We start from the raw sequence: 21,883 nt of genomic DNA, 5'->3' as shown, positions 1-21,883 counted from the left end.
GGAAAACGCGACGCATGAAAGCAGCGGCAAAAACGCTAAAACCAAAACGTCAGGAAGAACAGGCCAACTTTGTCAGTTGGCGTTTTGCGTTGCTTTGCGGCTGCATTTTACTCGCTCTGGGTTTTCTGCTGGGACGCGTGGCCTGGCTGCAAATCATCGCCCCTGACATGCTGGTGCGCCAGGGCGACATGCGCTCCCTGCGCGTCCAGGAAGTGTCGACATCCCGCGGGATGATCACCGACCGTTCGGGTCGTCCGCTGGCGGTGAGCGTGCCGGTGAAGGCGATCTGGGCCGATCCTAAAGAACTGCATGATGCTGGCGGGATCACGCTTGATAACCGCTGGAAGGCCCTTGCGGATGCGCTGAAGATGCCGCTGGACCAGTTAGCTTCACGCGTAAATACGAACCCGCGAGGGCGGTTTATCTATCTGGCACGTCAGGTGAACCCTGACATGGCAGACTACATCAAAAAATTGAAGCTGCCGGGGATCCATCTGCGTGAAGAATCTCGTCGTTACTATCCTTCCGGCGAAGTGACTGCTCACCTCATTGGCTTTACTAACGTAGATAGCCAGGGGATTGAAGGCGTCGAAAAAAGCTTTGATAAATGGCTAACCGGCCAGCCGGGCGAACGCATTGTGCGTAAAGACCGCTACGGTCGCGTGATCGAGGATATTTCCTCTACGGACAGCCAGGCGGCACACAACCTTGCGCTGAGTATCGATGAGCGCTTGCAGGCGCTGGTTTACCGCGAGCTGAACAACGCCGTGGCCTTCAACAAAGCGGAATCGGGCAGTGCCGTGTTAGTCGACGTCAACACGGGTGAAGTGCTGGCGATGGCCAATAGCCCTTCCTACAACCCTAACAATCTCACCGGTACGCAGAAGGATGTTATGCGTAACCGTACCATCACCGACGTATTCGAACCGGGTTCGACCGTTAAGCCGATGGTGGTCATGACTGCACTCCAGCGCGGTATCGTCAATGAAAACACCGTACTGAATACCATTCCATACCGAATTAACGGCCACGAAATCAAAGACGTGGCGCGCTACAGCGAATTGACCCTGACCGGGGTGTTACAGAAGTCGAGTAACGTCGGTGTTTCAAAGCTGGCGTTAGCGATGCCGTCCTCAGCGTTAGTAGAGACTTACTCACGTTTTGGGCTTGGAAAGGCGACCAATTTGGGGTTGGTCGGAGAACGCAGTGGCTTATATCCTCAAAAACAACGGTGGTCTGACATAGAGAGGGCCACCTTCTCTTTCGGCTACGGGCTAATGGTGACACCGTTACAGTTAGCGCGAGTCTACGCAACGATCGGCAGCTATGGCATTTATCGTCCGCTGTCGATTACCAAAGTTGATCCACCGGTTCCCGGCGAGCGTATCTTCCCGGAATCAACCGTCCGTACTGTTGTTCATATGATGGAAAGCGTAGCGCTGCCCGGCGGCGGCGGCGTGAAGGCGGCAATCAAAGGTTATCGCATCGCCATCAAGACCGGTACGGCGAAAAAAGTAGGGCCGGACGGCCGCTATATCAATAAATACATTGCCTATACCGCAGGCGTTGCGCCTGCAAGCAATCCGCGTTTTGCGCTGGTGGTCGTGATAAACGATCCACAGGCGGGTAAATACTACGGCGGCGCCGTCTCCGCGCCTGTGTTCGGGGCTATCATGGGCGGCGTGTTACGCACCATGAACATCGAGCCGGATGCGCTGGCGACGGGCGAAAAAAGTGAATTTGTAATTAATCAAGGCGAGGGTACAGGTGGCAGATCGTAATTTGCGCGACCTTCTCGCTCCGTGGGTGCCAAATGCACCGGAGCGAGCACTGCGAGAGATGGTACTGGACAGCCGCGTGGCTGCTTCTGGCGATCTTTTTGTGGCGGTGGTCGGTCATCAGGCGGACGGGCGTCGTTATATCCCGCAGGCGATTGCGCAAGGTGTGGCTGCCATTATTGCTGAGGCCAAAGATGAGGCAACCGACGGTGAGATCCGTGAAATGCACGGGGTGCCGGTCATCTATCTCAGCCAGTTAAACGAGCGTCTTTCCGCGCTGGCGGGGCGTTTTTATCACGAACCTTCCGACCAGCTGCGCCTGGTTGGCGTGACGGGTACCAACGGTAAAACCACTACCACGCAGCTGATGGCGCAGTGGGCCCAGCTGCTGGGTGAAACCGGTGCGGTGATGGGTACCGTGGGTAACGGCCTGCTGGGCAAAGTGAGCCCGACGGAAAACACCACCGGCTCGGCGGTAGACGTACAGCATGTGCTTGCCGGTCTGGCAGGGCAGGGGGCAACCTTTGCTGCGATGGAAGTCTCTTCGCACGGTCTGGTTCAGCACCGCGTCGCGGCGCTGAAATTTGCTGCTTCCGTGTTTACCAACCTGAGCCGCGATCATCTTGATTATCACGGTGATATGGAGCATTACGAAGCCGCGAAATGGCTGCTGTTCTCTACTCACCATTACGGACAAGCCATCATCAACGCCGACGACGAAGTGGGCCGCCGCTGGCTGGCGAAGCTGCCGGATGCGGTTGCGGTGTCGATGGAAGACCATATCAATCCGAACTGCCACGGCCGCTGGCTGAAGGCGGTTGAGGTGAATTATCACGACAGCGGGGCGACAATCCGCTTTGCCTCTTCCTGGGGGGAAGGTGAAATTGAAAGCCGCCTGATGGGGGCGTTTAACGTCAGTAACCTGCTGCTGGCGCTGGCAACGCTGCTGGCGCTGGGTTATCCGATGGCTGAACTGCTGAAAACCTCAGCGCGTCTGCAGCCTGTTTGCGGCCGTATGGAAGTGTTCAGCGCGCCGGGCAAACCGACCGTCGTGGTGGATTATGCCCACACGCCGGATGCGCTGGAAAAAGCGCTGGAGGCGGCGCGCCTGCACTGCGCCGGTAAGCTCTGGTGCGTGTTTGGCTGCGGCGGCGATCGCGATAAAGGCAAACGCCCGCTGATGGGGGCTATTGCCGAGCAGTTTGCAGATATTCCGGTTGTGACCGATGACAACCCGCGTACCGAAGAGCCGCGCGCCATCATTAATGACATTCTGGCGGGCATGCTGGACGCGGGCCGCGCTCGCGTGGTGGAAGGGCGTGCGGAAGCCGTGACCAACACCATCATGCAGGCGCAGGAGAATGATGTTGTTCTGCTGGCGGGCAAAGGCCATGAAGATTATCAGATCGTTGGCAATCGCCGTCTGGACTACTCGGACCGCGTAACGGCAGCACGCCTGCTGGGAGTCGTGGCATGATTAGCATCACGTTAAGCCAGGCCGCTGCTATTCTGCAGGGCGACCTCTACGGGCAAGACCTGACCATTGATGCCGTAACGACGGACACCCGTAAAATCACCGCAGGCTGTCTGTTTGTGGCGCTGAAAGGCGAGCGTTTTGACGCACATGATTTTGCGGAACAGGCCAAAGAGAACGGCGCTGGTGCGCTGATCGTCAGCCGCAGGCTCGATATCGATCTGCCACAAATTGTGGTGAAAGATACGCGTCTCGCGTTCGGTGAGCTGGCCGCCTGGGTTCGTCAGCAGGTCCCTACTCGCGTTGTCGCCTTGACCGGTTCATCAGGCAAGACGTCGGTGAAAGAGATGACGGCGGCGATCCTCAGCCAGTGCGGGAATACGCTTTATACCGCGGGCAACCTCAATAATGACATCGGCGTGCCGATGACATTACTCCGTCTGACTAAAGAACACGAATTTGCGGTGATCGAGTTAGGGGCGAACCACCAGGGCGAAATCGCCTGGACCGTGAGCCTGACTCGCCCGGAAGCCGCGCTGGTGAATAACCTCGCGGCGGCGCATCTGGAAGGTTTTGGCTCGCTGGAAGGCGTAGCGAAAGCCAAAGGTGAGATTTACACCGGCCTGCCGGATGACGGTATCGCCATCCTGAACGCCGACAACAACGACTGGCTGAACTGGCAAAGCATCATTGGTTCGCGTAAAACCTGGCGCTTCTCGCCGAATGCGGCCAACAGTGATTTTACCGCGACCAATATCCACGTGACGTCGCACGGTACGGAGTTCACCCTCACCACCCCAACGGGTGGCATTGATGTGCTGCTGCCACTGCCGGGTCGCCATAACATCGCCAATGCGCTTGCGGCGGCGGCGTTGTCGACGGCGGTGGGCGCGTCGCATGAAGCGATTAAAACCGGGCTGGCGAACCTGAAAGCCGTGCCGGGGCGTCTGTTCCCGATTCAGCTTTCGGAAAACAAGCTGCTGCTGGATGACTCCTACAACGCGAACGTTGGCTCAATGACGGCGGCGGTGCAGGTGTTATCTGAAATGCCGGGCTATCGCATCATGGTGGTGGGCGATATGGCAGAGCTGGGCGACGAAAGCGAAGCCTGCCATACCCAGGTCGGTGAAGCGGCGAAAGCGGCGGGGCTGGACTGCGTGCTGAGCGCAGGAAAACTGAGCCAGGCGATTAGCCATGCCAGCGGCGTTGGCGAGCATTTTGCTGATAAAAGCGCGTTGATAGCGCGCCTTAAGGCGTTGATTACAGAAAAACAAATTGTGACTGTGTTAGTGAAAGGTTCACGTAGTGCCGCCATGGAAGAGGTTGTGCACGCATTACAGGAGAACGGGACATGTTAGTTTGGCTGGCCGAACATTTGGTCAAATATTATTCAGGCTTTAACGTCTTTTCGTATCTGACGTTTCGCGCCATCGTCAGCCTGCTGACTGCGCTGTTCATCTCGTTGTGGATGGGCCCGCGCATGATTGCCCGTCTGCAAAAACTCTCTTTCGGCCAGGTTGTGCGTAACGACGGTCCGGAATCGCACTTCAGCAAGCGCGGCACGCCGACGATGGGCGGGATCATGATCCTGACTGCCATCGTCGTTTCCGTGCTGCTGTGGGCGTATCCCTCCAACCCGTACGTCTGGTGCGTTCTGACGGTACTGGTGGGTTACGGGATCATCGGTTTTGTTGATGATTACCGCAAAGTCGTCCGCAAAGATACTAAGGGCCTGATCGCGCGCTGGAAGTATTTCTGGATGTCGGTGATCGCGCTGGGCGTTGCTTTCGCGCTGTATCTGGCAGGCAAAGACACGCCAGCCACCGAGCTGGTCGTGCCGTTCTTTAAGGACGTGATGCCGCAGCTGGGGCTGTTCTACATCCTGCTGGCCTACTTTGTGATTGTTGGTACCGGCAACGCCGTTAACCTGACCGACGGCCTGGATGGTCTGGCGATTATGCCAACCGTCTTTGTGGCCGCCGGTTTTGCGCTGGTGGCGTGGGCCACCGGTAACATGAACTTTGCAAATTATCTGCACATCCCTTATCTGCGCCACGCGGGTGAGCTGGTGATCGTCTGTACGGCGATTGTCGGCGCGGGGCTGGGCTTCCTGTGGTTCAACACCTATCCGGCGCAGGTCTTTATGGGTGACGTCGGTTCTCTGGCTTTGGGCGGTGCGCTCGGCATTATCGCCGTACTGCTGCGTCAGGAGTTCCTGCTGGTGATCATGGGCGGCGTGTTTGTGGTTGAAACCCTGTCGGTGATTTTGCAGGTCGGTTCCTTCAAGCTGCGCGGTCAGCGCATCTTCCGTATGGCGCCGATTCACCACCACTATGAACTGAAAGGCTGGCCGGAGCCGCGCGTGATTGTGCGCTTCTGGATTATTTCGCTGATGCTGGTGCTGATTGGCCTGGCAACGCTGAAGGTACGTTAATCATGGCAGATTACCAGGGCAAAAAAGTCGTTATCATCGGGTTGGGCCTCACGGGGCTCTCCTGCGTGGACTTTTTCCTCGCACGCGGCGTGACGCCACGCGTGATGGATACGCGTGTCTCTCCGCCGGGTCTGGACAAACTGCCGGAACAGGTTGAACGCCACCTTGGTGGTCTGAATGATGACTGGCTGCTGGCAGCCGATCTGATTGTCGCAAGCCCAGGTATGGCGCTGGCGCATCCTTCGCTGAGCGCTGCCGCGGATGCGGGCGTTGAGATTGTCGGCGATATCGAGCTGTTCTGCCGCGAAGCGCAGGCGCCCGTTATCGCCATTACCGGTTCTAACGGTAAAAGCACCGTCACCACCCTGGTGGGTGAAATGGCTAAAGCGGCGGGAATGAACGTCGGCGTTGGCGGTAACATTGGTTTACCCGCTCTGATGCTGCTGGACAAAGGCTGCGAGCTGTATGTTCTCGAGCTTTCCAGCTTCCAGCTGGAAACCACCTCCAGCCTGCACGCTGCGGCTGCGACGATCCTCAACGTGACTGAAGATCATATGGACAGGTATCCATTTGGTCTTCAGCAGTACCGTGCCGCCAAGCTCCGCGTTTATGAAAATGCCAAAGTCTGCGTTGTTAACGCCGATGACGCGCTAACCATGCCGGTGCGTGGCGCAGACGATCGCTGTATTAGCTTCGGTATCACGATGGGGGATTACCACCTGAACCGTCAGCTGGGCGAAACCTGGCTGCGCGTGAAGGGTGAGAAAGTGCTGAACGTGAAAGAGATGAAGCTCTCAGGTCAGCACAACTATACCAATGCCCTGGCGGCGCTGGCGCTGGCGGATGCAGTAGGACTTCCGCGCTCCTCCAGCCTGAAAGCGTTAACCACGTTTTCTGGTCTGGCGCACCGTTTCCAGCTGGCGCTGGAGCACAACGGCGTGCGCTGGATCAACGACTCCAAAGCCACCAACGTGGGCAGCACCGAGGCCGCGCTCAACGGTCTGCACGTTGACGGCACCCTGCATTTACTGCTGGGCGGCGACGGTAAATCAGCGGATTTCTCCTCCCTGAAGCCGTATCTCGCCGGAGATAACATCCGCCTGTACTGCTTCGGCCGTGACGGCAGCGAGCTGGCTGAACTGCGCCCTGAGGTTGCCGAGCAAACCGAAACCATGGAACAGGCGATGCGGCTGATTGCCCCTCGCGTGAAGCCAGGCGATATGGTGCTGCTCTCTCCGGCCTGCGCCAGTCTCGATCAATTCAAGAATTTCGAACAGCGTGGTGATGTCTTTACCCGCCTGGCGAAGGAGTTAGGCTAATGCGTTTATCTCTCCCTCGCCTGAAAATGCCGCGCCTGCCAGGATTTGGGATCCTTGCATGGGTGTTTGCGGCGCTCAAAGGCTGGGTGATGGGCTCTCGTCAAAAAGATAACGACAGCCTGGTCATGTACGATCGCACGCTGTTCTGGCTCACGATGGGGCTGGCGGCGGTCGGCTTCATTATGGTCACGTCAGCTTCAATGCCCGTCGGGCAGCGTCTGGCGAACGATCCTTTCCTGTTTGCCAAGCGTGATGGTCTTTACATCATCCTGGCGTTCTGCCTGGCGCTGGTGACCTTGCGTCTGCCGATGGAGTTCTGGCAGCGGCACAGTACGGCGATGCTGATCGCCTCGATTATTATGCTGCTGATCGTACTGGTGGTGGGGAGCTCTGTTAACGGCGCATCACGCTGGATCGCCTTTGGCCCGCTGCGCATTCAGCCTGCGGAATTTACCAAGCTCTCCCTGTTCTGTTACCTCGCTAACTACCTGGTGCGTAAGGTAGATGAAGTGCGTAACAACCTGCGCGGCTTCTTAAAACCGATGGGCGTGATTCTGGTGCTGGCGGTATTACTGCTGGCGCAGCCTGACCTCGGTACCGTTGTCGTGCTGTTCGTTACCACCCTGGCGATGCTGTTCCTGGCGGGCGCGAAGCTGTGGCAGTTCATCGCTATCATCGGGATGGGGATTTCAGCGGTTGTGCTGCTGATCCTCGCCGAGCCTTACCGTATTCGCCGTGTAACCTCGTTCTGGAACCCGTGGGAAGATCCGTTCGGCAGCGGTTATCAGCTGACGCAGTCGCTGATGGCCTTTGGTCGTGGTGAAGTCTGGGGACAGGGGCTGGGTAACTCGGTACAGAAACTGGAGTATTTACCGGAAGCGCATACTGACTTCATCTTCTCCATTATTGCGGAAGAACTGGGTTATATCGGTGTGGTATTAGCGCTATTAATGGTATTCTTCGTCGCTTTCCGCGCCATGTCCATCGGGCGGAAAGCGCTGGAGATCGATCACCGCTTCTCAGGATTCTTAGCCTGCTCAATTGGCATCTGGTTTAGCTTCCAGGCATTGGTTAACGTCGGGGCCGCAGCGGGTATGCTGCCGACCAAAGGTCTGACGTTGCCGTTGATCAGTTATGGTGGTTCCAGTCTGTTGATTATGTCGACGGCCATCATGTTTTTGTTGCGCATAGATTATGAAACGCGTCTGGAAAAAGCCCAGGCGTTTACACGAGGTTCACGATGAATCAACCGAAGCGGTTAATGGTGATGGCAGGCGGTACCGGTGGACACGTGTTCCCGGGACTGGCGGTTGCGCACCATTTAATGGATCAGGGCTGGCAGATACGCTGGCTGGGAACCGCAGACCGCATGGAAGCCGATCTGGTACCGAAGCACGGTATTGAGATCGACTTTATTCGTATTTCCGGCCTTCGGGGCAAAGGCCTCAAGGCTATGCTGCTGGCACCGGTGCGTATTTTTAACGCCTGGCGTCAGGCGCGCACCATCATGAAGCGCTTTAAGCCAGATGTGGTGCTGGGCATGGGCGGTTATGTCTCGGGTCCTGGCGGGCTGGCGGCGTGGTCGTTAGGCATTCCCGTTGTTCTGCATGAACAGAACGGTATTGCCGGACTGACCAACAAGTGGCTGGCGAAAATCGCTACCAAAGTTATGCAGGCGTTTCCCGGCGCGTTCCCGAAAGCGGACGTGGTGGGTAACCCGGTGCGTGTGGACGTGCTGGCGCTGCCGCTGCCGGATGCTCGCCTGACGGGCCGTGAAGGGCCGGTTCGTGTACTGGTCGTCGGCGGCTCTCAGGGCGCACGCATTCTAAACCAGACGATGCCGCAGGTTGCCGCAAAGCTGGGGGATACCGTGACGATCTGGCACCAGAGCGGAAAAGGCGCTCAGCAGACCGTTGAGCAAGCGTACGCAGGCGAAGGCCAGCCGCAGCATAAAGTCACAGAGTTTATCGACGACATGGCGGCAGCGTATGCCTGGGCCGATGTCGTGGTCTGTCGTTCAGGCGCGCTGACGGTGAGCGAGATCGCCGCCGCGGGTCTGCCGGCCCTGTTTGTGCCGTTCCAGCACAAAGACAGACAGCAGTACTGGAATGCGCTGCCGCTTGAGAAAGCCGGTGCCGCGAAGATATTTGAGCAGCCACAATTTACCGCCGACGCGGTAGCCACCACCCTGGCGGGCTGGAACAGAGACGCACTGCTGGAGATGGCGCAACGCGCGCGCGCGGCCGCTATCCCTGATGCGACGGAACGGGTGGCAAAAGAAGTGAGCCTGGCAGCCCAGGCTTAACCCTCGCAGCGCGTGTTGCGCTGCACGAATTTTAAGTAGTCGATGGCGTTTAGAGAATGAATACACAACAACTGGCAAAACTGCGTTCAATCGTGCCCGAGATGCGTCGCGTCCGGCACATTCACTTTGTTGGCATCGGTGGTGCTGGCATGGGCGGTATTGCCGAAGTGTTAGCTAACGAAGGCTATCAGATCAGCGGGTCTGACCTGGCGCCAAACCCTGTAACGCAGCAGCTGGCGTCGCTTGGGGCGACTATCTATTTCAACCATCGCCCGGAAAACGTGCGCGATGCGAGCGTGGTGGTGGTCTCAAGCGCTATCTCCTCTGACAACCCGGAAATCGTTGCCGCGCACGAAGCGCGTATTCCGGTGATCCGCCGTGCAGAAATGCTGGCGGAACTGATGCGTTTCCGTCACGGCATCGCCATTGCCGGGACCCACGGTAAAACCACGACCACGGCGATGGTCTCCAGTATTTATGCGGAAGCGGGTCTCGACCCGACGTTCGTCAACGGCGGTCTGGTCAAAGCAGCGGGCGTACATGCGCGTCTGGGCCACAGCCGTTACCTGATTGCTGAAGCGGATGAGAGCGACGCGTCGTTCCTGCACCTGCAGCCGATGGTGGCGATTGTCACTAACATCGAAGCTGACCATATGGATACCTACCAGGGCGACTTCGAGAACTTAAAGCAGACCTTCATCAACTTCCTGCACAACCTGCCTTTCTACGGACGCGCGGTGATGTGCGTTGACGATCCGGTGATCCGCGAGCTGCTGCCGCGCGTGGGTCGTCAAATCACCACTTACGGCTTCAGCGAAGACGCTGACGTCCGCGTGGAAGAGTACAAACAGATTGGTGCGCAGGGGCATTTCACTCTGGCGCGTCAGGACAAAGAGCTGCTGCACGTCACGCTGAATGCGCCAGGGCGCCATAATGCCCTCAATGCCGCAGCGGCAGTGGCCGTCGCGACGGAAGAAGGCATTGATGATGATGCGATTCTGCGCGCGCTGGAAAGCTTCCAGGGCACCGGCCGTCGTTTCGACTTTCTCGGTGAATTCCCGCTGAACGCCGTTAACGGTAAAGCCGGCACAGCGATGCTGGTGGACGACTACGGCCACCATCCGACCGAAGTGGACGCCACCATTAAAGCCGCGCGTGCAGGTTGGCCTGACAAAAATCTGGTGATGATCTTCCAGCCGCACCGCTTCACGCGTACGCGCGATCTGTACGACGATTTCGCCAGCGTCCTGTCACAGGTAGACACCCTGTTAATGCTGGACGTGTACGCCGCAGGCGAGACTCCGATTCCGGGTGCTGACAGCCGTTCCCTGTGTCGTACCATCCGTGGACGCGGTAAAGTTGACCCTATTCTGGTTTCTGACCCTGCACAGGTGGCGGAAATTCTGGCACCGGTCCTGACGGGTAACGATTTGATTCTGATTCAGGGCGCGGGAAATATCGGCAAAATCGCCCGTACCTTAGCTGAAATCAAACTGAAGCCGCAAACCCAGGAGGATGAGCATCATGGCTGATAAGATTGCTGTCCTGTCTGGCGGCATCTCCGCCGAGCGCGAGGTTTCCCTGAATTCCGGCGCGGCTGTGCTGGCGGGCCTGCGCGAAGGTGGCGTCAATGCGCACCTGGTTGACCCAAAAGAGGTCGACGTGACGCAATTAAAAGCCATGGGCTTCGATAAAGTCTTTATCGCTTTGCATGGTCGCGGCGGTGAAGACGGCACCCTGCAGGGACTTCTGGATCTGATCGGCCTGCCGTACACCGGCAGCGGCGTGATGGCTTCCGCTATCTCTATGGATAAACTGCGCAGCAAGCTGCTGTGGCAGGGGGCAGGGTTACCCGTTGCGCCATGGGTAGCGCTGACGCGTCGCGAATTTGAATTGGGCCTGTCGGATAGCGTTAATGCACGCATTGCTGAGCTAGGCTTACCGGTTATTGTAAAGCCCAGCCGGGAAGGCTCCAGCGTGGGAATGTCCAAAGTCGATAAAGCTGAAGATCTTTCGTCCGCTTTAGCGCTGGCATTTCAACATGATGAAGAAGTTCTGATTGAAAAATGGCTCAGCGGGCCGGAATTTACCGTCGCGATGCTTGGCGAAGAAATTTTACCGTCAATCCGTATCCAACCGGCCGGAACCTTCTATGATTATGAGGCGAAGTATCTCTCTGATGAGACGCAATATTTCTGCCCTTGTGGTCTTGAAGCTGAGCGTGAAGCCGATTTACAGTCCCTGGTGCTTAAAGCCTGGCATGTTCTGGGTTGCCGTGGCTGGGGACGCATCGACGTGATGCAGGACAGCGATGGACAATTTTATCTGCTGGAAGCGAATACCTCTCCGGGAATGACCAGCCACAGCCTTGTGCCGATGGCCGCGCGTCAGGCGGGGATGAGCTTCTCGCAGTTAGTCGTACGCATTCTGGACCAGGCGGGCTGATATGTCTCAGGCTGCATTGAACACGCGCAACCGCGATGACGAGGACGAATACGCCTCTTCACGCCGCAGTAATGGAACGCGTCTTGCAGGCATCATTTTCCTGCTCGGGGTGCTGTGCACCGTGTTTATCAGCGGCTGGATGGTCCTGGGCTGGATGGAAGATGCACAGCGGTTGCCGCTTTCTAAGCTGGTGGTCACCGGTGAGCGTCACTACACGCGTAACGACGATATTCGCCAGTCAATACTGGCACTGGGCTCACCTGGCACCTTTATGACGCAGGACGTCAATATTATCCAGAGCCAGATAGAACGTCTGCCATGGATAAAACAGGCGAGCGTAAGAAAGCAATGGCCTGATGAATTGAAGATTCATCTGGTTGAATATGTGCCCATTGCGCGTTGGAATGATCAGCACATGGTTGACGCAGACGGAAATTCCTTCAGCGTCCCGGCCGATCGTGTCAACAAGCAAAATTTACCGATGTTGTATGGCCCGGAAGGTAGCGAAAACGAAGTATTACAGGGTTTTCGCGAAATGGGTCAGGTGCTGGCGAAGGACAGGTTTACGTTAAAAGATGCAGCCATGACGGCGCGCCGTTCCTGGCAGCTGACGTTAACAAACGGCATTAAGCTCAACCTGGGACGCGGCGACACAATGAAGCGTCTGGCGCGTTTTGTCGAACTTTACCCGGTTTTACAGCAGCAGGCACAGACTGACGGCAAACGGATAAGCTACGTTGATTTGCGCTATGACTCAGGCGCAGCAGTCGGTTGGGTACCGGCTCCGGTCGAGGAACCTAATCAGCAACAGAATCAGGCACAGGTACAGGCAGAACAACAATGATCAAGGCGACGGACAGAAAACTGGTAGTTGGACTGGAGATTGGCACCGCGAAGGTTGCCGCTTTAGTAGGGGAAGTTCTGCCCGACGGTATGGTCAATATCATTGGCGTAGGCAGTTGCCCGTCCCGTGGTATGGATAAAGGTGGGGTAAACGATCTTGAATCGGTGGTGAAATGCGTTCAGCGCGCCATCGATCAGGCTGAACTGATGGCAGATTGCCAGATTTCTTCTGTCTATCTGGCCCTTTCTGGCAAGCACATTAGCTGCCAGAACGAAATCGGTATGGTGCCGATTTCCGAAGAAGAAGTGACGCAGGAAGACGTTGAAAACGTTGTGCACACGGCGAAATCCGTGCGTGTCCGCGACGAACATCGCGTGCTGCATGTCATTCCGCAGGAATATGCGATTGACTACCAGGAAGGGATCAAGAACCCGGTCGGTCTTTCTGGCGTACGTATGCAGGCAAAAGTGCACCTGATCACATGTCACAACGATATGGCGAAGAACATTGTAAAAGCCGTTGAACGTTGTGGCCTGAAAGTTGACCAACTTATTTTCGCCGGTCTGGCGGCCAGTTATTCCGTGCTGACCGAAGATGAACGTGAACTGGGTGTCTGTGTGGTCGATATTGGTGGTGGTACAATGGATATCGCCGTGTATACCGGCGGTGCGTTGCGCCACACGAAAGTGATCCCTTATGCCGGGAACGTTGTAACCAGCGATATTGCTTACGCTTTTGGTACGCCGCCGAGCGATGCAGAAGCGATTAAAGTGCGCCACGGCTGTGCGCTGGGGTCTATCGTTGGCAAAGATGAGAGCGTTGAAGTGCCGAGCGTCGGTGGTCGTCCACCGCGTAGCCTGCAGCGCCAGACGTTGGCAGAGGTCATTGAGCCGCGCTATACCGAGCTGCTCAACCTGGTCAACGAAGAGATTTTACAGTTACAGGAACAGCTTCGTCAGCAGGGCGTTAAACATCATCTTGCGGCGGGGATTGTATTAACCGGCGGTGCAGCGCAAATTGAAGGTCTTGCGGCCTGTGCTCAGCGGGTGTTCCATACGCAGGTTCGTATTGGTGCGCCGCTGAATATCACTGGTTTAACGGATTATGCTCAGGAGCCGTATTATTCAACGGCTGTGGGCCTGCTCCACTACGGGAAGGAATCTCATCTCAGTGGTGAAGCAGAAGTGGAAAAACGCGTCTCAGTGGGGTCGTGGGTCAAACGACTGAACAACTGGTTGCGAAAAGAATTTTAATTTTTTTAAGAGACCGGAGAGAATTAGCGGTCTCGGGCGACAGGCACAACGGAGAGAGAAATTATGTTTGAACCTATGGAACTGACCAACGACGCGGTGATTAAAGTCATCGGCGTCGGTGGCGGCGGCGGTAACGCCGTAGAGCATATGGTGCGTGAACGCATTGAAGGTGTTGAATTCTTCGCAGTTAACACCGATGCGCAGGCACTGCGTAAGACGGCTGTAGGCCAGACTATCCAGATCGGCGGTGGTATCACCAAAGGGCTGGGAGCAGGGGCTAACCCGGAAGTCGGTCGCAATGCGGCTGAAGAAGATCGTGAAGCGCTGCGCGCTGCACTGGAAGGTGCGGACATGGTCTTCATCGCAGCAGGCATGGGTGGCGGTACCGGTACCGGCGCAGCACCTGTTGTGGCTGAAGTGGCAAAAGATTTAGGTATCCTGACCGTTGCTGTCGTGACCAAGCCTTTCAACTTTGAAGGCAAGAAGCGTATGGCCTTCGCGGAGCAGGGTATCACCGAGCTGTCCAAGCATGTGGACTCGCTGATCACCATCCCTAACGACAAACTGTTGAAAGTTCTGGGTCGCGGTATCTCCCTGCTGGACGCATTCGGTGCAGCAAACGACGTGCTGAAAGGCGCGGTTCAGGGTATCGCTGAACTGATTACCCGTCCTGGCCTGATGAACGTTGACTTTGCAGACGTTCGCACCGTGATGTCCGAAATGGGCTACGCGATGATGGGCTCTGGCGTGGCCAGCGGTGAAGACCGTGCAGAAGAAGCGGCTGAAATGGCTATCTCTTCTCCACTGCTGGAAGATATCGATCTGTCTGGTGCGCGCGGCGTGCTGGTCAACATTACCGCTGGCTTTGACCTGCGCCTGGATGAGTTCGAAACCGTGGGTAACACCATCCGTGCGTTCGCCTCTGACAACGCTACCGTGGTAATCGGTACTTCCCTTGACCCTGAAATGAACGACGAGCTGCGTGTTACCGTTGTTGCGACCGGTATCGGTATGGACAAACGTCCTGAGATCACCCTGGTGACCAACAAGCAGACTCAGCAACCGGTAATGGATCGTTACCAGCAGCACGGTATGTCTCCTCTGACTCAGGAGCAGAAACCGGCCGCAAAAGTGGTGAACGACCCAACGCCGCAAACGGCGAAAGAGCCAGATTATCTGGATATCCCGGCGTTCCTGCGTAAGCAAGCTGACTAAGAATTGGCTGGAATTAGGGGATTTGCGCTCTTTGTGCTAAACTGGCCCACCGTTAGTGATATACACTCTCGGTTGGATAGTTAATTTGGCGAGATTATACGATGATCAAACAAAGGACACTTAAACGTATCGTTCAGGCGACGGGTGTCGGTTTACATACCGGCAAGAAAGTCACGCTGACGTTACGCCCTGCGCCGGCCAATACCGGGGTCATCTATCGTCGCACCGACTTGAATCCACCGGTAGATTTTCCGGCCGATGCCAAATCTGTGCGTGATACTATGCTCTGTACTTGTCTGGTGAACGAGCATGACGTGCGGATTTCTACCGTAGAGCACCTGAACGCCGCCCTGGCGGGTCTGGGTATCGACAACATTATTGTTGAAGTCGATGCGCCAGAAATCCCGATTATGGATGGCAGTGCTGCACCGTTCGTCTATCTGTTGCTGGATGCCGGCATCGAAGAACTGAACTGCGCGAAGAAATTTGTACGCATCAAAGAGACCGTTCGCGTCGAAGATGGCGACAAGTGGGCTGAATTCAAACCGTACAATGGTTTCTCGTTGGACTTTACCATCGACTTTAACCATCCGGCGATTGATTCCAGCACTCAACGCTATGCGATGAACTTCTCTGCTGATGCGTTTATGCGCCAGATCAGCCGAGCCCGTACATTTGGCTTCATGCGTGATATCGAATATCTGCAGTCCCGCGGCCTGTGCCTGGGCGGCAGCTTCGATTGTGCCATCGTTGTTGACGATTATCGCGTACTGAACGAAGACGGCCTGCGTTTCGAAGATGAATTCGTTCGTCACAAAATGCTGGATGCTATCGGCGACCTGTTCATGTGTGGTCACAACATCATTGGTGCATTTACCGCGTTCAAATCCGGTCATGCGCTGAACAACAAACTGTTGCAGGCCGTCCTGGCAAAACAGGAAGCCTGGGAATATGTGACCTTCGAAGACGAAGCAGAACTGCCGCTGGCTTTCAAAGCGCCAAACATGGTTCTGGCGTAACGGTTCACGCCGTTTCGTAAAAAATCGACTGGTTAACCTGGTACTCTCTCCGACCAGGGAGACCAGTCGTTTTTATTTTTACCCTTCTTAGTTTGCCCCAGCGTTATCTCTCGTTTGTCTTACGCAGAAAATGTGTGTGTTAGCTGCATTCTTGACCGTTTTTCCCCGCGGCGGCACCTCATTCCTGCTGATGTATATTGGCTTTAGTGGTACTATCTGGGCGCTAAAAAGAATAACTGAACTCAGCCTCTGCAAGGCTGGCTTATTGGGTGGAGCAGGTGAGCGGAATACTGACGCGCTGGCGACAATTTGGCAGACGTTACTTCTGGCCGCATCTCTTATTAGGGATGGTCGCGGCGAGTTTCGGCTTGCCTGCGCTCAGCAACAGTGCTGAAGCGGCGACGCCCGCAAAAACCTCCACCACCAAACACGATCTCAACTCGCGGGTTAACTTCACTAACCTCGCGTGGCTTGAAGCCAACCGCCGCCCAAACTTCTCCGTCGATTACTGGCACCAGCACGCTATCCGCACGGTTATCCGCCATCTGTCCTTCGCGATGGCACCGCAGGCCATGCCTGTTGCGGAAGAGGCGCTGCCGGTGCAGGCTCAGCATCTTGCCCTGCTGGACACGCTCAACGCGCTGCTTACGCAGGACAGCCAGCCGCCGGTCATGGTTCGTCAGACAACGCAGCGTGCGTTTGTTTCACCTGTTTCATTCTCTGTTTCAACCTGGATTAGCCAGGTCCACGGCATTCGCGCCGGGCCGCAGCGCCTCAGCTAAATTAACTTTTTCAATACCTTAATTTATCTGCCCATACTGGGGCGTTTGAGAATTTATTATGCTAATCAAATTGTTAACTAAAGTTTTTGGTAGTCGTAACGATCGTACCCTGCGCCGTATGCGCAAAGCTGTTGCCGTCATCAACGGTATGGAACCGGCGATGGAGAAGCTCTCTGATGACGAGCTGAAAGCGAAAACGGCGGAATTCCGTGCGCGTCTGGAAAAAGGCGAAACCTTAGAAAGCCTGATCCCGGAAGCGTTTGCTGTCGTGCGCGAAGCGAGTAAGCGCGTATTCGGCATGCGTCACTTCGACGTTCAGCTGCTGGGTGGTATGGTGCTCAACGAGCGCTGCATCGCGGAAATGCGTACCGGTGAAGGTAAAACCCTGACCGCAACGCTGCCGGCTTACCTGAACGCGCTGACCGGTAAAGGCGTTCACGTCGTTACCGTCAACGACTATCTGGCGCAGCGTGACGCCGAAAACAACCGCCCACTGTTCGAATTCCTCGGTATGACCGTCGGTATCAACATGTCCGGCCTGCCTGCGCCAGCCAAGCGCGAAGCGTATAACGCGGACATCACTTACGGCACCAACAACGAATACGGCTTCGACTACCTGCGTGACAACATGGCGTTCAGCCCGGAAGAGCGCGTACAGCGTAAGCTGCACTATGCGCTGGTGGATGAGGTTGACTCCATCCTGATCGATGAAGCGCGTACTCCGCTGATCATCTCCGGCCCGGCTGAAGACAGCTCCGAGATGTACCGTAAAGTCGACAAAATCATTCCACACCTGCTGCGTCAGGAGAAAGAGGACTCGGATACCTTCCAGGGTGAAGGCCACTTCTCCGTAGATGAAAAAGCGCGCCAGGTGAACCTGACCGAGCGTGGTCTGGTGCAAATTGAAGAGCTGCTGGTCGCTGAAGGCATCATGGAAGAGGGCGAGTCCCTGTACTCTCCGAGCAATATCATGCTGATGCACCACGTGACCGCTGCACTGCGCGCCCACGCGCTGTTCACCCGCGACGTCGATTACATCGTTAAAGACGGCGAAGTGATCATCGTCGATGAACACACCGGCCGTACCATGCAGGGACGTCGCTGGTCTGACGGTCTGCACCAGGCTGTGGAAGCCAAAGAAGGTGTGGATATTCAGAATGAAAACCAGACGCTGGCGTCTATCACCTTCCAGAACTACTTCCGTCTGTATGAGAAGCTGGCGGGGATGACCGGTACTGCTGATACCGAAGCGTTTGAATTCAGCTCCATCTACAAGCTGGATACCGTGGTCGTTCCAACCAACCGTCCAATGATCCGTAAGGATATGCCGGACCTGGTGTACATGACCGAAGCGGAAAAAATTCAGGCGATCATCGAAGATATTCGCGACCGTACTGCGAATGGTCAGCCGGTTCTGGTGGGGACCATCTCCATCGAGAAATCCGAAGTGGTTTCTCACGAGCTGACTAAAGCGGGTATCAAACACAACGTTCTGAACGCCAAATTCCACGCCAAAGAAGCGGACATTGTTGCGCAGGCGGGTTATCCGGCTGCCGTAACCATCGCCACCAACATGGCGGGTCGTGGTACCGATATTATGCTGGGTGGTAGCTGGCAGGCTGAAGTGGCGGAGCTGGAAAACCCAACGCCAGAACAGATTGCGCAGATCAAAGCCGACTGGCAGGTTCGTCATGACGCCGTTCTGGCTTCCGGCGGTCTGCACATCATCGGTACAGAGCGTCACGAGTCTCGTCGTATCGATAACCAGCTGCGTGGCCGTGCGGGTCGTCAGGGTGATGCCGGTTCATCCCGCTTCTACCTGTCTATGGAAGATGCGCTGATGCGTATTTTCGCCTCTGACCGCGTGTCCGGCATGATGCGTAAGCTGGGGATGAAACCAGGCGAAGCCATTGAGCACCCGTGGGTGACCAAAGCGATCGCTAACGCACAGCGTAAAGTGGAAAGCCGCAACTTTGATATTCGTAAGCAGCTGCTGGAATATGATGATGTGGCTAACGATCAGCGTCGTGCGATCTACACCCAGCGTAACGAACTGTTGGACGTGTCCGACGTGAGCGAAACCATCAACAGCATTCGTGAAGATGTGTTTAAAGCCACCATCGACGCGCATATTCCACCGCAGTCTCTGGAAGAGATGTGGGATATCGAAGGCCTGCAGGAACGTCTGAAAAATGACTTTGACCTCGATCTGCCAATCAAAGAGTGGCTGGATAAAGAGCCTGAGCTGCACGAAGAGACCCTTCGTGAACGTATCTTTGAAACCGCGCTGGACGTCTACAAGCGTAAGGAAGAGGTTGTTGGCGCTGAAATGATGCGTCACTTCGAAAAAGGCGTGATGCTGCAGACCCTGGACTCCCTGTGGAAAGAGCACCTGGCGGCGATGGACTATCTGCGTCAGGGTATTCACCTGCGTGGCTATGCGCAGAAAGATCCGAAGCAGGAATACAAGCGTGAATCCTTCTCCATGTTCGCGTCTATGCTGGAATCACTGAAGTACGAAGTGATCAGCACCCTGAGCAAGGTTCAGGTGCGCATGCCGGAAGAGGTGGAAGCGATGGAGCAGCAGCGTCGTGAAGAAGCCGAGCGTCTGGCACAAATGCAGCAGCTGAGTCATCAGACCGACGACAGCGAAGCCGCAGCGGCGATCGCCGCGCAGACCGGCGATCGTAAAGTGGGTCGTAACGATCCGTGCCCGTGTGGTTCCGGTAAAAAGTACAAGGCGTGCCACGGCCGTCTGAGCTAAATTCATAAAAAAAACAAAAAGGCGCAGATATCTGCGCCTTTTTTATGGAAGTGACAATATGAAAATACTGCAAATTGCCGTCGGGATTATTCGCAACCCGCAAAACCAAATCTTTATCACCCAGCGCGCTGCCGACGCCCATATGGCGAACAAGTGGGAGTTTCCGGGCGGTAAAATCGAGTCAGGTGAAACGCCGGAAGAGGCGCTGGTTCGGGAGCTTCAGGAAGAGGTGGGGATCACGCCGCTTGGCGCAACGCTGTTTGATAAGCTTGAGTACCAGTTTCCTGACAGGCACATCACGCTGTGGTTCTGGCTAGTGGAAAACTGGGAAGGTGAACCCTGGGGAAAAGAGGGACAGCCGGGTAACTGGGTGGAACTTCAGGCAAGTGATGCAGAAAAATTCCCGCCAGCTAATGAGCCCGTGATCCTGCGGTTAGTCGCACAACCGTAGGCCTGCCAGGCGAAGCGCCAGCAGGCTTTACAGATTACTGCTGGGTTTCGCTCCAGTCATCGCTGTCCGAGAGATCGCCTTTGCTTGGAATGCGTTTCTCTTCCGCCGCCCATTCGCCCAGATCAATGAGCTGGCAGCGCTTGCTGCAGAATGGGCGGAACGGACTCACTTCGCCCCATACAACGGTCTTGCCGCAGGTCGGGCAGCTTACGGTGGTGACATCAGACATTGGCACTCCTTAACAACAGGCCAGTTCAAAATCGAGACGTTCCGGCACGGTGCCATTTTCACTGTCCAGCGGCATAAAGCGAATCGCAAAACGGCTCTTATGCCCGGAAATCTGCGGGTAAAGCTGTTCGCCAAGCGATAAATTCAGGCGCAGAAGATCGGCATCATCACCGTTATCCTGGTAGAAACCATTCAGGCTGGTTTGCTTGCGGAACGGCGCAGAGTTACGTATCAGGTCGAGGATCAGCGACAGCGTCTGGTGCATAGGCTCCAGGCTTGCCAGCCAGCTGTTCACCTGCGCGTCACGCTGAGCCTGTGGCATATGTAGCCACATATGCAGCGTCGGCAGGTCGAAGCTACAGCAGCCGCCAGGGATGCTCAGGCGCTGGCGCACCAGACCAATCAGGCGGTCTTCGCGCAAAAACTGTCCGACGCGCGGCGCGGCCATCAGGATGGCGCTACTGCTTTTCAACTGCTGGCGGAGCGCGTCGATACGGCTCTTATCTACGCCGGGGACTTCTGTCCATGCCTGCAATTTACGCTGCTGGCGCTCCAGCTCTTTGAGTAATTCTGTGCGGACATCACCGCGTTCAATCACATCCAGCAGATCGCCTACGTTGCGGAAGAAGTGCAATGCGGTGGCATGATCGTTAACCGGCAGATGTTGTGAAAGTTGTTGAATAAGAAATTCAATACGCAGCCAGGTGCGCATTTTTTCGTTGAGCGGATGCTCAAAAAGAATGTGTGTCGACATTATGGTTTTTCCTGTGCAACGGCCTGCGCGGCGAACGTCAGATACTGCGCGTGCAGACGGGCAACATCCGATGCAATGGCATCTGGTGCGCCGTTATTATCAATAACATCATCCGCCACGGCAAGACGCTGAGCGCGCGTAGCCTGAGCGGCAAGAATTTGTTCAGCATGCTCCCGCGAGACGCGATCGCGCGCCATGGTTCTCTGGATTTGCGTTTCGGGTGCGACATCAATCACCAGCACACGATCGGCTTTCTTATGCAGCTGATTTTCAACCAGTAGCGGAACCACCCACAGGACATAGGGCGAGCGGGCTGCGGCTATCTGACGCTGAGTTTCCTGGTGGATGATGGGGTGGAGCAGGGCATTAAGCCAGGCTTTTTCCGCAGAATCAGAAAAAATGCATTCGCGAAGCTGACGGCGATTCAGTGTGCCATCGGCATTGATGACTGTCTGACCAAAATGTTCTGCGATGAACTTTAGCGCGGGTGTATTGGGTTCTACCACCTGGCGGGCAATGATATCGGCATCAATAATCGTGATACCCAAACGAGAGAACGCGTCCGCAACGGTACTTTTGCCACTACCGATGCCGCCGGTTAATGCGACGATATACCCCATTAATTCAAATCCTGGGAATTATTCATTATTAAAATCAGTTGATTAAAACTCTTAGGTGCGCCAGAAACTGTTTGGTCCTGTTTACCGGCTTTTTACCAGGTAAATTTATAGGATTGTAGCGTAAAAAAAGAGAATTTCGCAGTCTTGCGGAGCAGGTATTAGTGCGTATGATAACGTCACTGGAGTTGTGCTTTTAAC

At 55.9% G+C, this 21,883-nt stretch carries 19 protein-coding genes; 16 read left to right on the top strand and 3 right to left on the bottom strand.

Going from position 1 to position 21,883, the window contains the following annotated elements:
- The first annotated feature begins 14 nt into the window (after positions 1-14).
- The 16 genes from SPG90_RS16025 (at position 15) to mutT (ending at position 20,083) form a co-directional block, all read left to right on the top strand.
- The gene (locus SPG90_RS16025) at positions 15-1,781 is read left to right on the top strand and encodes a peptidoglycan glycosyltransferase FtsI (protein ID WP_126303574.1); all 1,767 of its coding nucleotides are present in this window, start codon (positions 15-17) and stop codon (positions 1,779-1,781) included.
- On the top strand, positions 1,768-3,255 hold the full coding sequence (gene murE / locus SPG90_RS16020) for a UDP-N-acetylmuramoyl-L-alanyl-D-glutamate--2,6-diaminopimelate ligase (protein WP_048979011.1): 1,488 nt from the start codon (positions 1,768-1,770) through the stop codon (positions 3,253-3,255). Before SPG90_RS16025 ends, murE begins: the two co-directional genes overlap by 14 nt.
- Positions 3,252-4,610: a UDP-N-acetylmuramoyl-tripeptide--D-alanyl-D-alanine ligase gene (murF, locus tag SPG90_RS16015; protein WP_322408232.1), complete on the top strand. Its 1,359-nt coding sequence runs from the start codon at positions 3,252-3,254 to the stop codon at positions 4,608-4,610. Before murE ends, murF begins: the two co-directional genes overlap by 4 nt.
- Positions 4,604-5,686, top strand: a complete 1,083-nt coding sequence (gene mraY / locus SPG90_RS16010; RefSeq protein ID WP_008501985.1) for a phospho-N-acetylmuramoyl-pentapeptide-transferase — start codon at positions 4,604-4,606, stop codon at positions 5,684-5,686. Before murF ends, mraY begins: the two co-directional genes overlap by 7 nt.
- A gap of 2 nt (positions 5,687-5,688) precedes the next feature.
- Complete coding sequence (murD, locus tag SPG90_RS16005) at positions 5,689-7,005, top strand: UDP-N-acetylmuramoyl-L-alanine--D-glutamate ligase (protein WP_045355138.1); 1,317 nt, start codon at positions 5,689-5,691, stop codon at positions 7,003-7,005.
- Positions 7,005-8,249, top strand: coding sequence for a cell division protein FtsW (gene ftsW / locus SPG90_RS16000; RefSeq protein WP_023310395.1), 1,245 nt, complete (start codon positions 7,005-7,007; stop codon positions 8,247-8,249). The genes murD and ftsW overlap by 1 nt, the downstream gene beginning before the upstream one ends.
- The gene (gene murG / locus SPG90_RS15995) at positions 8,246-9,310 is read left to right on the top strand and encodes an undecaprenyldiphospho-muramoylpentapeptide beta-N-acetylglucosaminyltransferase (RefSeq protein ID WP_126303572.1); all 1,065 of its coding nucleotides are present in this window, start codon (positions 8,246-8,248) and stop codon (positions 9,308-9,310) included. Before ftsW ends, murG begins: the two co-directional genes overlap by 4 nt.
- 56 nt (positions 9,311-9,366) lie before the next feature.
- Positions 9,367-10,842 carry a UDP-N-acetylmuramate--L-alanine ligase gene (gene murC / locus SPG90_RS15990; protein ID WP_126303571.1) on the top strand — a complete coding sequence of 492 codons (1,476 nt, stop codon included), beginning with the start codon at positions 9,367-9,369 and terminating at the stop codon, positions 10,840-10,842.
- A complete protein-coding gene (locus SPG90_RS15985) occupies positions 10,835-11,755 on the top strand; it encodes a D-alanine--D-alanine ligase (RefSeq protein WP_047173319.1) in 921 nt (306 codons plus the stop codon). Before murC ends, SPG90_RS15985 begins: the two co-directional genes overlap by 8 nt.
- Before the next feature lies 1 nt (position 11,756).
- Entirely contained in the window at positions 11,757-12,599 is an 843-nt protein-coding gene (gene ftsQ, locus SPG90_RS15980; RefSeq protein ID WP_023310399.1) for a cell division protein FtsQ, read from the top strand.
- Complete coding sequence (ftsA, locus tag SPG90_RS15975) at positions 12,596-13,852, top strand: cell division protein FtsA (RefSeq protein ID WP_023334508.1); 1,257 nt, start codon at positions 12,596-12,598, stop codon at positions 13,850-13,852. The genes ftsQ and ftsA overlap by 4 nt, the downstream gene beginning before the upstream one ends.
- Before the next feature lie 63 nt (positions 13,853-13,915).
- The gene (ftsZ, locus tag SPG90_RS15970) at positions 13,916-15,067 is read left to right on the top strand and encodes a cell division protein FtsZ (RefSeq protein WP_008501978.1); all 1,152 of its coding nucleotides are present in this window, start codon (positions 13,916-13,918) and stop codon (positions 15,065-15,067) included.
- Between the two features lie 101 nt (positions 15,068-15,168).
- Positions 15,169-16,086, top strand: coding sequence for a UDP-3-O-acyl-N-acetylglucosamine deacetylase (lpxC, locus tag SPG90_RS15965; protein WP_010426966.1), 918 nt, complete (start codon positions 15,169-15,171; stop codon positions 16,084-16,086).
- Positions 16,087-16,364: 278 nt separating this feature from the next.
- Complete coding sequence (gene secM / locus SPG90_RS15960) at positions 16,365-16,868, top strand: secA translation cis-regulator SecM (protein WP_072254514.1); 504 nt, start codon at positions 16,365-16,367, stop codon at positions 16,866-16,868.
- 58 nt (positions 16,869-16,926) lie between these two features.
- Positions 16,927-19,632 carry a preprotein translocase subunit SecA gene (gene secA, locus SPG90_RS15955; protein WP_045401028.1) on the top strand — a complete coding sequence of 902 codons (2,706 nt, stop codon included), beginning with the start codon at positions 16,927-16,929 and terminating at the stop codon, positions 19,630-19,632.
- Positions 19,633-19,690: 58 nt separating this feature from the next.
- A complete protein-coding gene (gene mutT, locus SPG90_RS15950; protein ID WP_023310403.1) occupies positions 19,691-20,083 on the top strand; it encodes an 8-oxo-dGTP diphosphatase MutT in 393 nt (130 codons plus the stop codon).
- Between the two features lie 34 nt (positions 20,084-20,117).
- Here mutT and yacG read toward each other — a convergent pair whose 3' ends face one another.
- Genes yacG through coaE form a run of 3 tightly spaced genes read right to left on the bottom strand, consistent with a single transcriptional unit; the run spans position 20,118 to position 21,685 of the window.
- The gene (gene yacG, locus SPG90_RS15945; protein WP_163354404.1) at positions 20,118-20,312 is read right to left on the bottom strand and encodes a DNA gyrase inhibitor YacG; all 195 of its coding nucleotides are present in this window, start codon (positions 20,310-20,312) and stop codon (positions 20,118-20,120) included.
- 9 nt (positions 20,313-20,321) lie between these two features.
- Entirely contained in the window at positions 20,322-21,065 is a 744-nt protein-coding gene (gene zapD / locus SPG90_RS15940) for a cell division protein ZapD (protein WP_045401037.1), read from the bottom strand.
- Positions 21,065-21,685, bottom strand: coding sequence for a dephospho-CoA kinase (gene coaE, locus SPG90_RS15935; protein WP_163354408.1), 621 nt, complete (start codon positions 21,683-21,685; stop codon positions 21,065-21,067). The genes zapD and coaE overlap by 1 nt, the downstream gene beginning before the upstream one ends.
- Between the last annotated feature and the right edge of the window lie 198 nt (positions 21,686-21,883).

This window comes from Enterobacter sp. D2 (assembly GCF_034427575.1).
GTDB classification, from domain to species: Bacteria; Pseudomonadota; Gammaproteobacteria; order Enterobacterales; family Enterobacteriaceae; genus Enterobacter; species Enterobacter cloacae_M.
This window is presented reverse-complemented; position numbering and strand designations above follow the sequence as displayed.

What these genes read in the sequence shown, in the direction of transcription:
- SPG90_RS16025 (WP_126303574.1), top strand. Translation starts at nt 15, where the DNA reads ATGAAAGCAGCGGCAAAAACGCTAAAACCAAAACGTCAGGAAGAACAG.
- murF (WP_322408232.1), top strand. Translation starts at nt 3,252, where the DNA reads ATGATTAGCATCACGTTAAGCCAGGCCGCTGCTATTCTGCAGGGCGAC.
- mraY (WP_008501985.1), top strand. Translation starts at nt 4,604, where the DNA reads ATGTTAGTTTGGCTGGCCGAACATTTGGTCAAATATTATTCAGGCTTT.
- murD (WP_045355138.1), top strand. Translation starts at nt 5,689, where the DNA reads ATGGCAGATTACCAGGGCAAAAAAGTCGTTATCATCGGGTTGGGCCTC.
- ftsW (WP_023310395.1), top strand. Translation starts at nt 7,005, where the DNA reads ATGCGTTTATCTCTCCCTCGCCTGAAAATGCCGCGCCTGCCAGGATTT.
- murG (WP_126303572.1), top strand. Translation starts at nt 8,246, where the DNA reads ATGAATCAACCGAAGCGGTTAATGGTGATGGCAGGCGGTACCGGTGGA.
- murC (WP_126303571.1), top strand. Translation starts at nt 9,367, where the DNA reads ATGAATACACAACAACTGGCAAAACTGCGTTCAATCGTGCCCGAGATG.
- SPG90_RS15985 (WP_047173319.1), top strand. Translation starts at nt 10,835, where the DNA reads ATGGCTGATAAGATTGCTGTCCTGTCTGGCGGCATCTCCGCCGAGCGC.
- ftsQ (WP_023310399.1), top strand. Translation starts at nt 11,757, where the DNA reads ATGTCTCAGGCTGCATTGAACACGCGCAACCGCGATGACGAGGACGAA.
- ftsA (WP_023334508.1), top strand. Translation starts at nt 12,596, where the DNA reads ATGATCAAGGCGACGGACAGAAAACTGGTAGTTGGACTGGAGATTGGC.
- ftsZ (WP_008501978.1), top strand. Translation starts at nt 13,916, where the DNA reads ATGTTTGAACCTATGGAACTGACCAACGACGCGGTGATTAAAGTCATC.
- lpxC (WP_010426966.1), top strand. Translation starts at nt 15,169, where the DNA reads ATGATCAAACAAAGGACACTTAAACGTATCGTTCAGGCGACGGGTGTC.
- secA (WP_045401028.1), top strand. Translation starts at nt 16,927, where the DNA reads ATGCTAATCAAATTGTTAACTAAAGTTTTTGGTAGTCGTAACGATCGT.
- mutT (WP_023310403.1), top strand. Translation starts at nt 19,691, where the DNA reads ATGAAAATACTGCAAATTGCCGTCGGGATTATTCGCAACCCGCAAAAC.
- yacG (WP_163354404.1), bottom strand. Translation starts at nt 20,312, where the DNA reads ATGTCTGATGTCACCACCGTAAGCTGCCCGACCTGCGGCAAGACCGTT.
- zapD (WP_045401037.1), bottom strand. Translation starts at nt 21,065, where the DNA reads ATGTCGACACACATTCTTTTTGAGCATCCGCTCAACGAAAAAATGCGC.
- coaE (WP_163354408.1), bottom strand. Translation starts at nt 21,685, where the DNA reads ATGGGGTATATCGTCGCATTAACCGGCGGCATCGGTAGTGGCAAAAGT.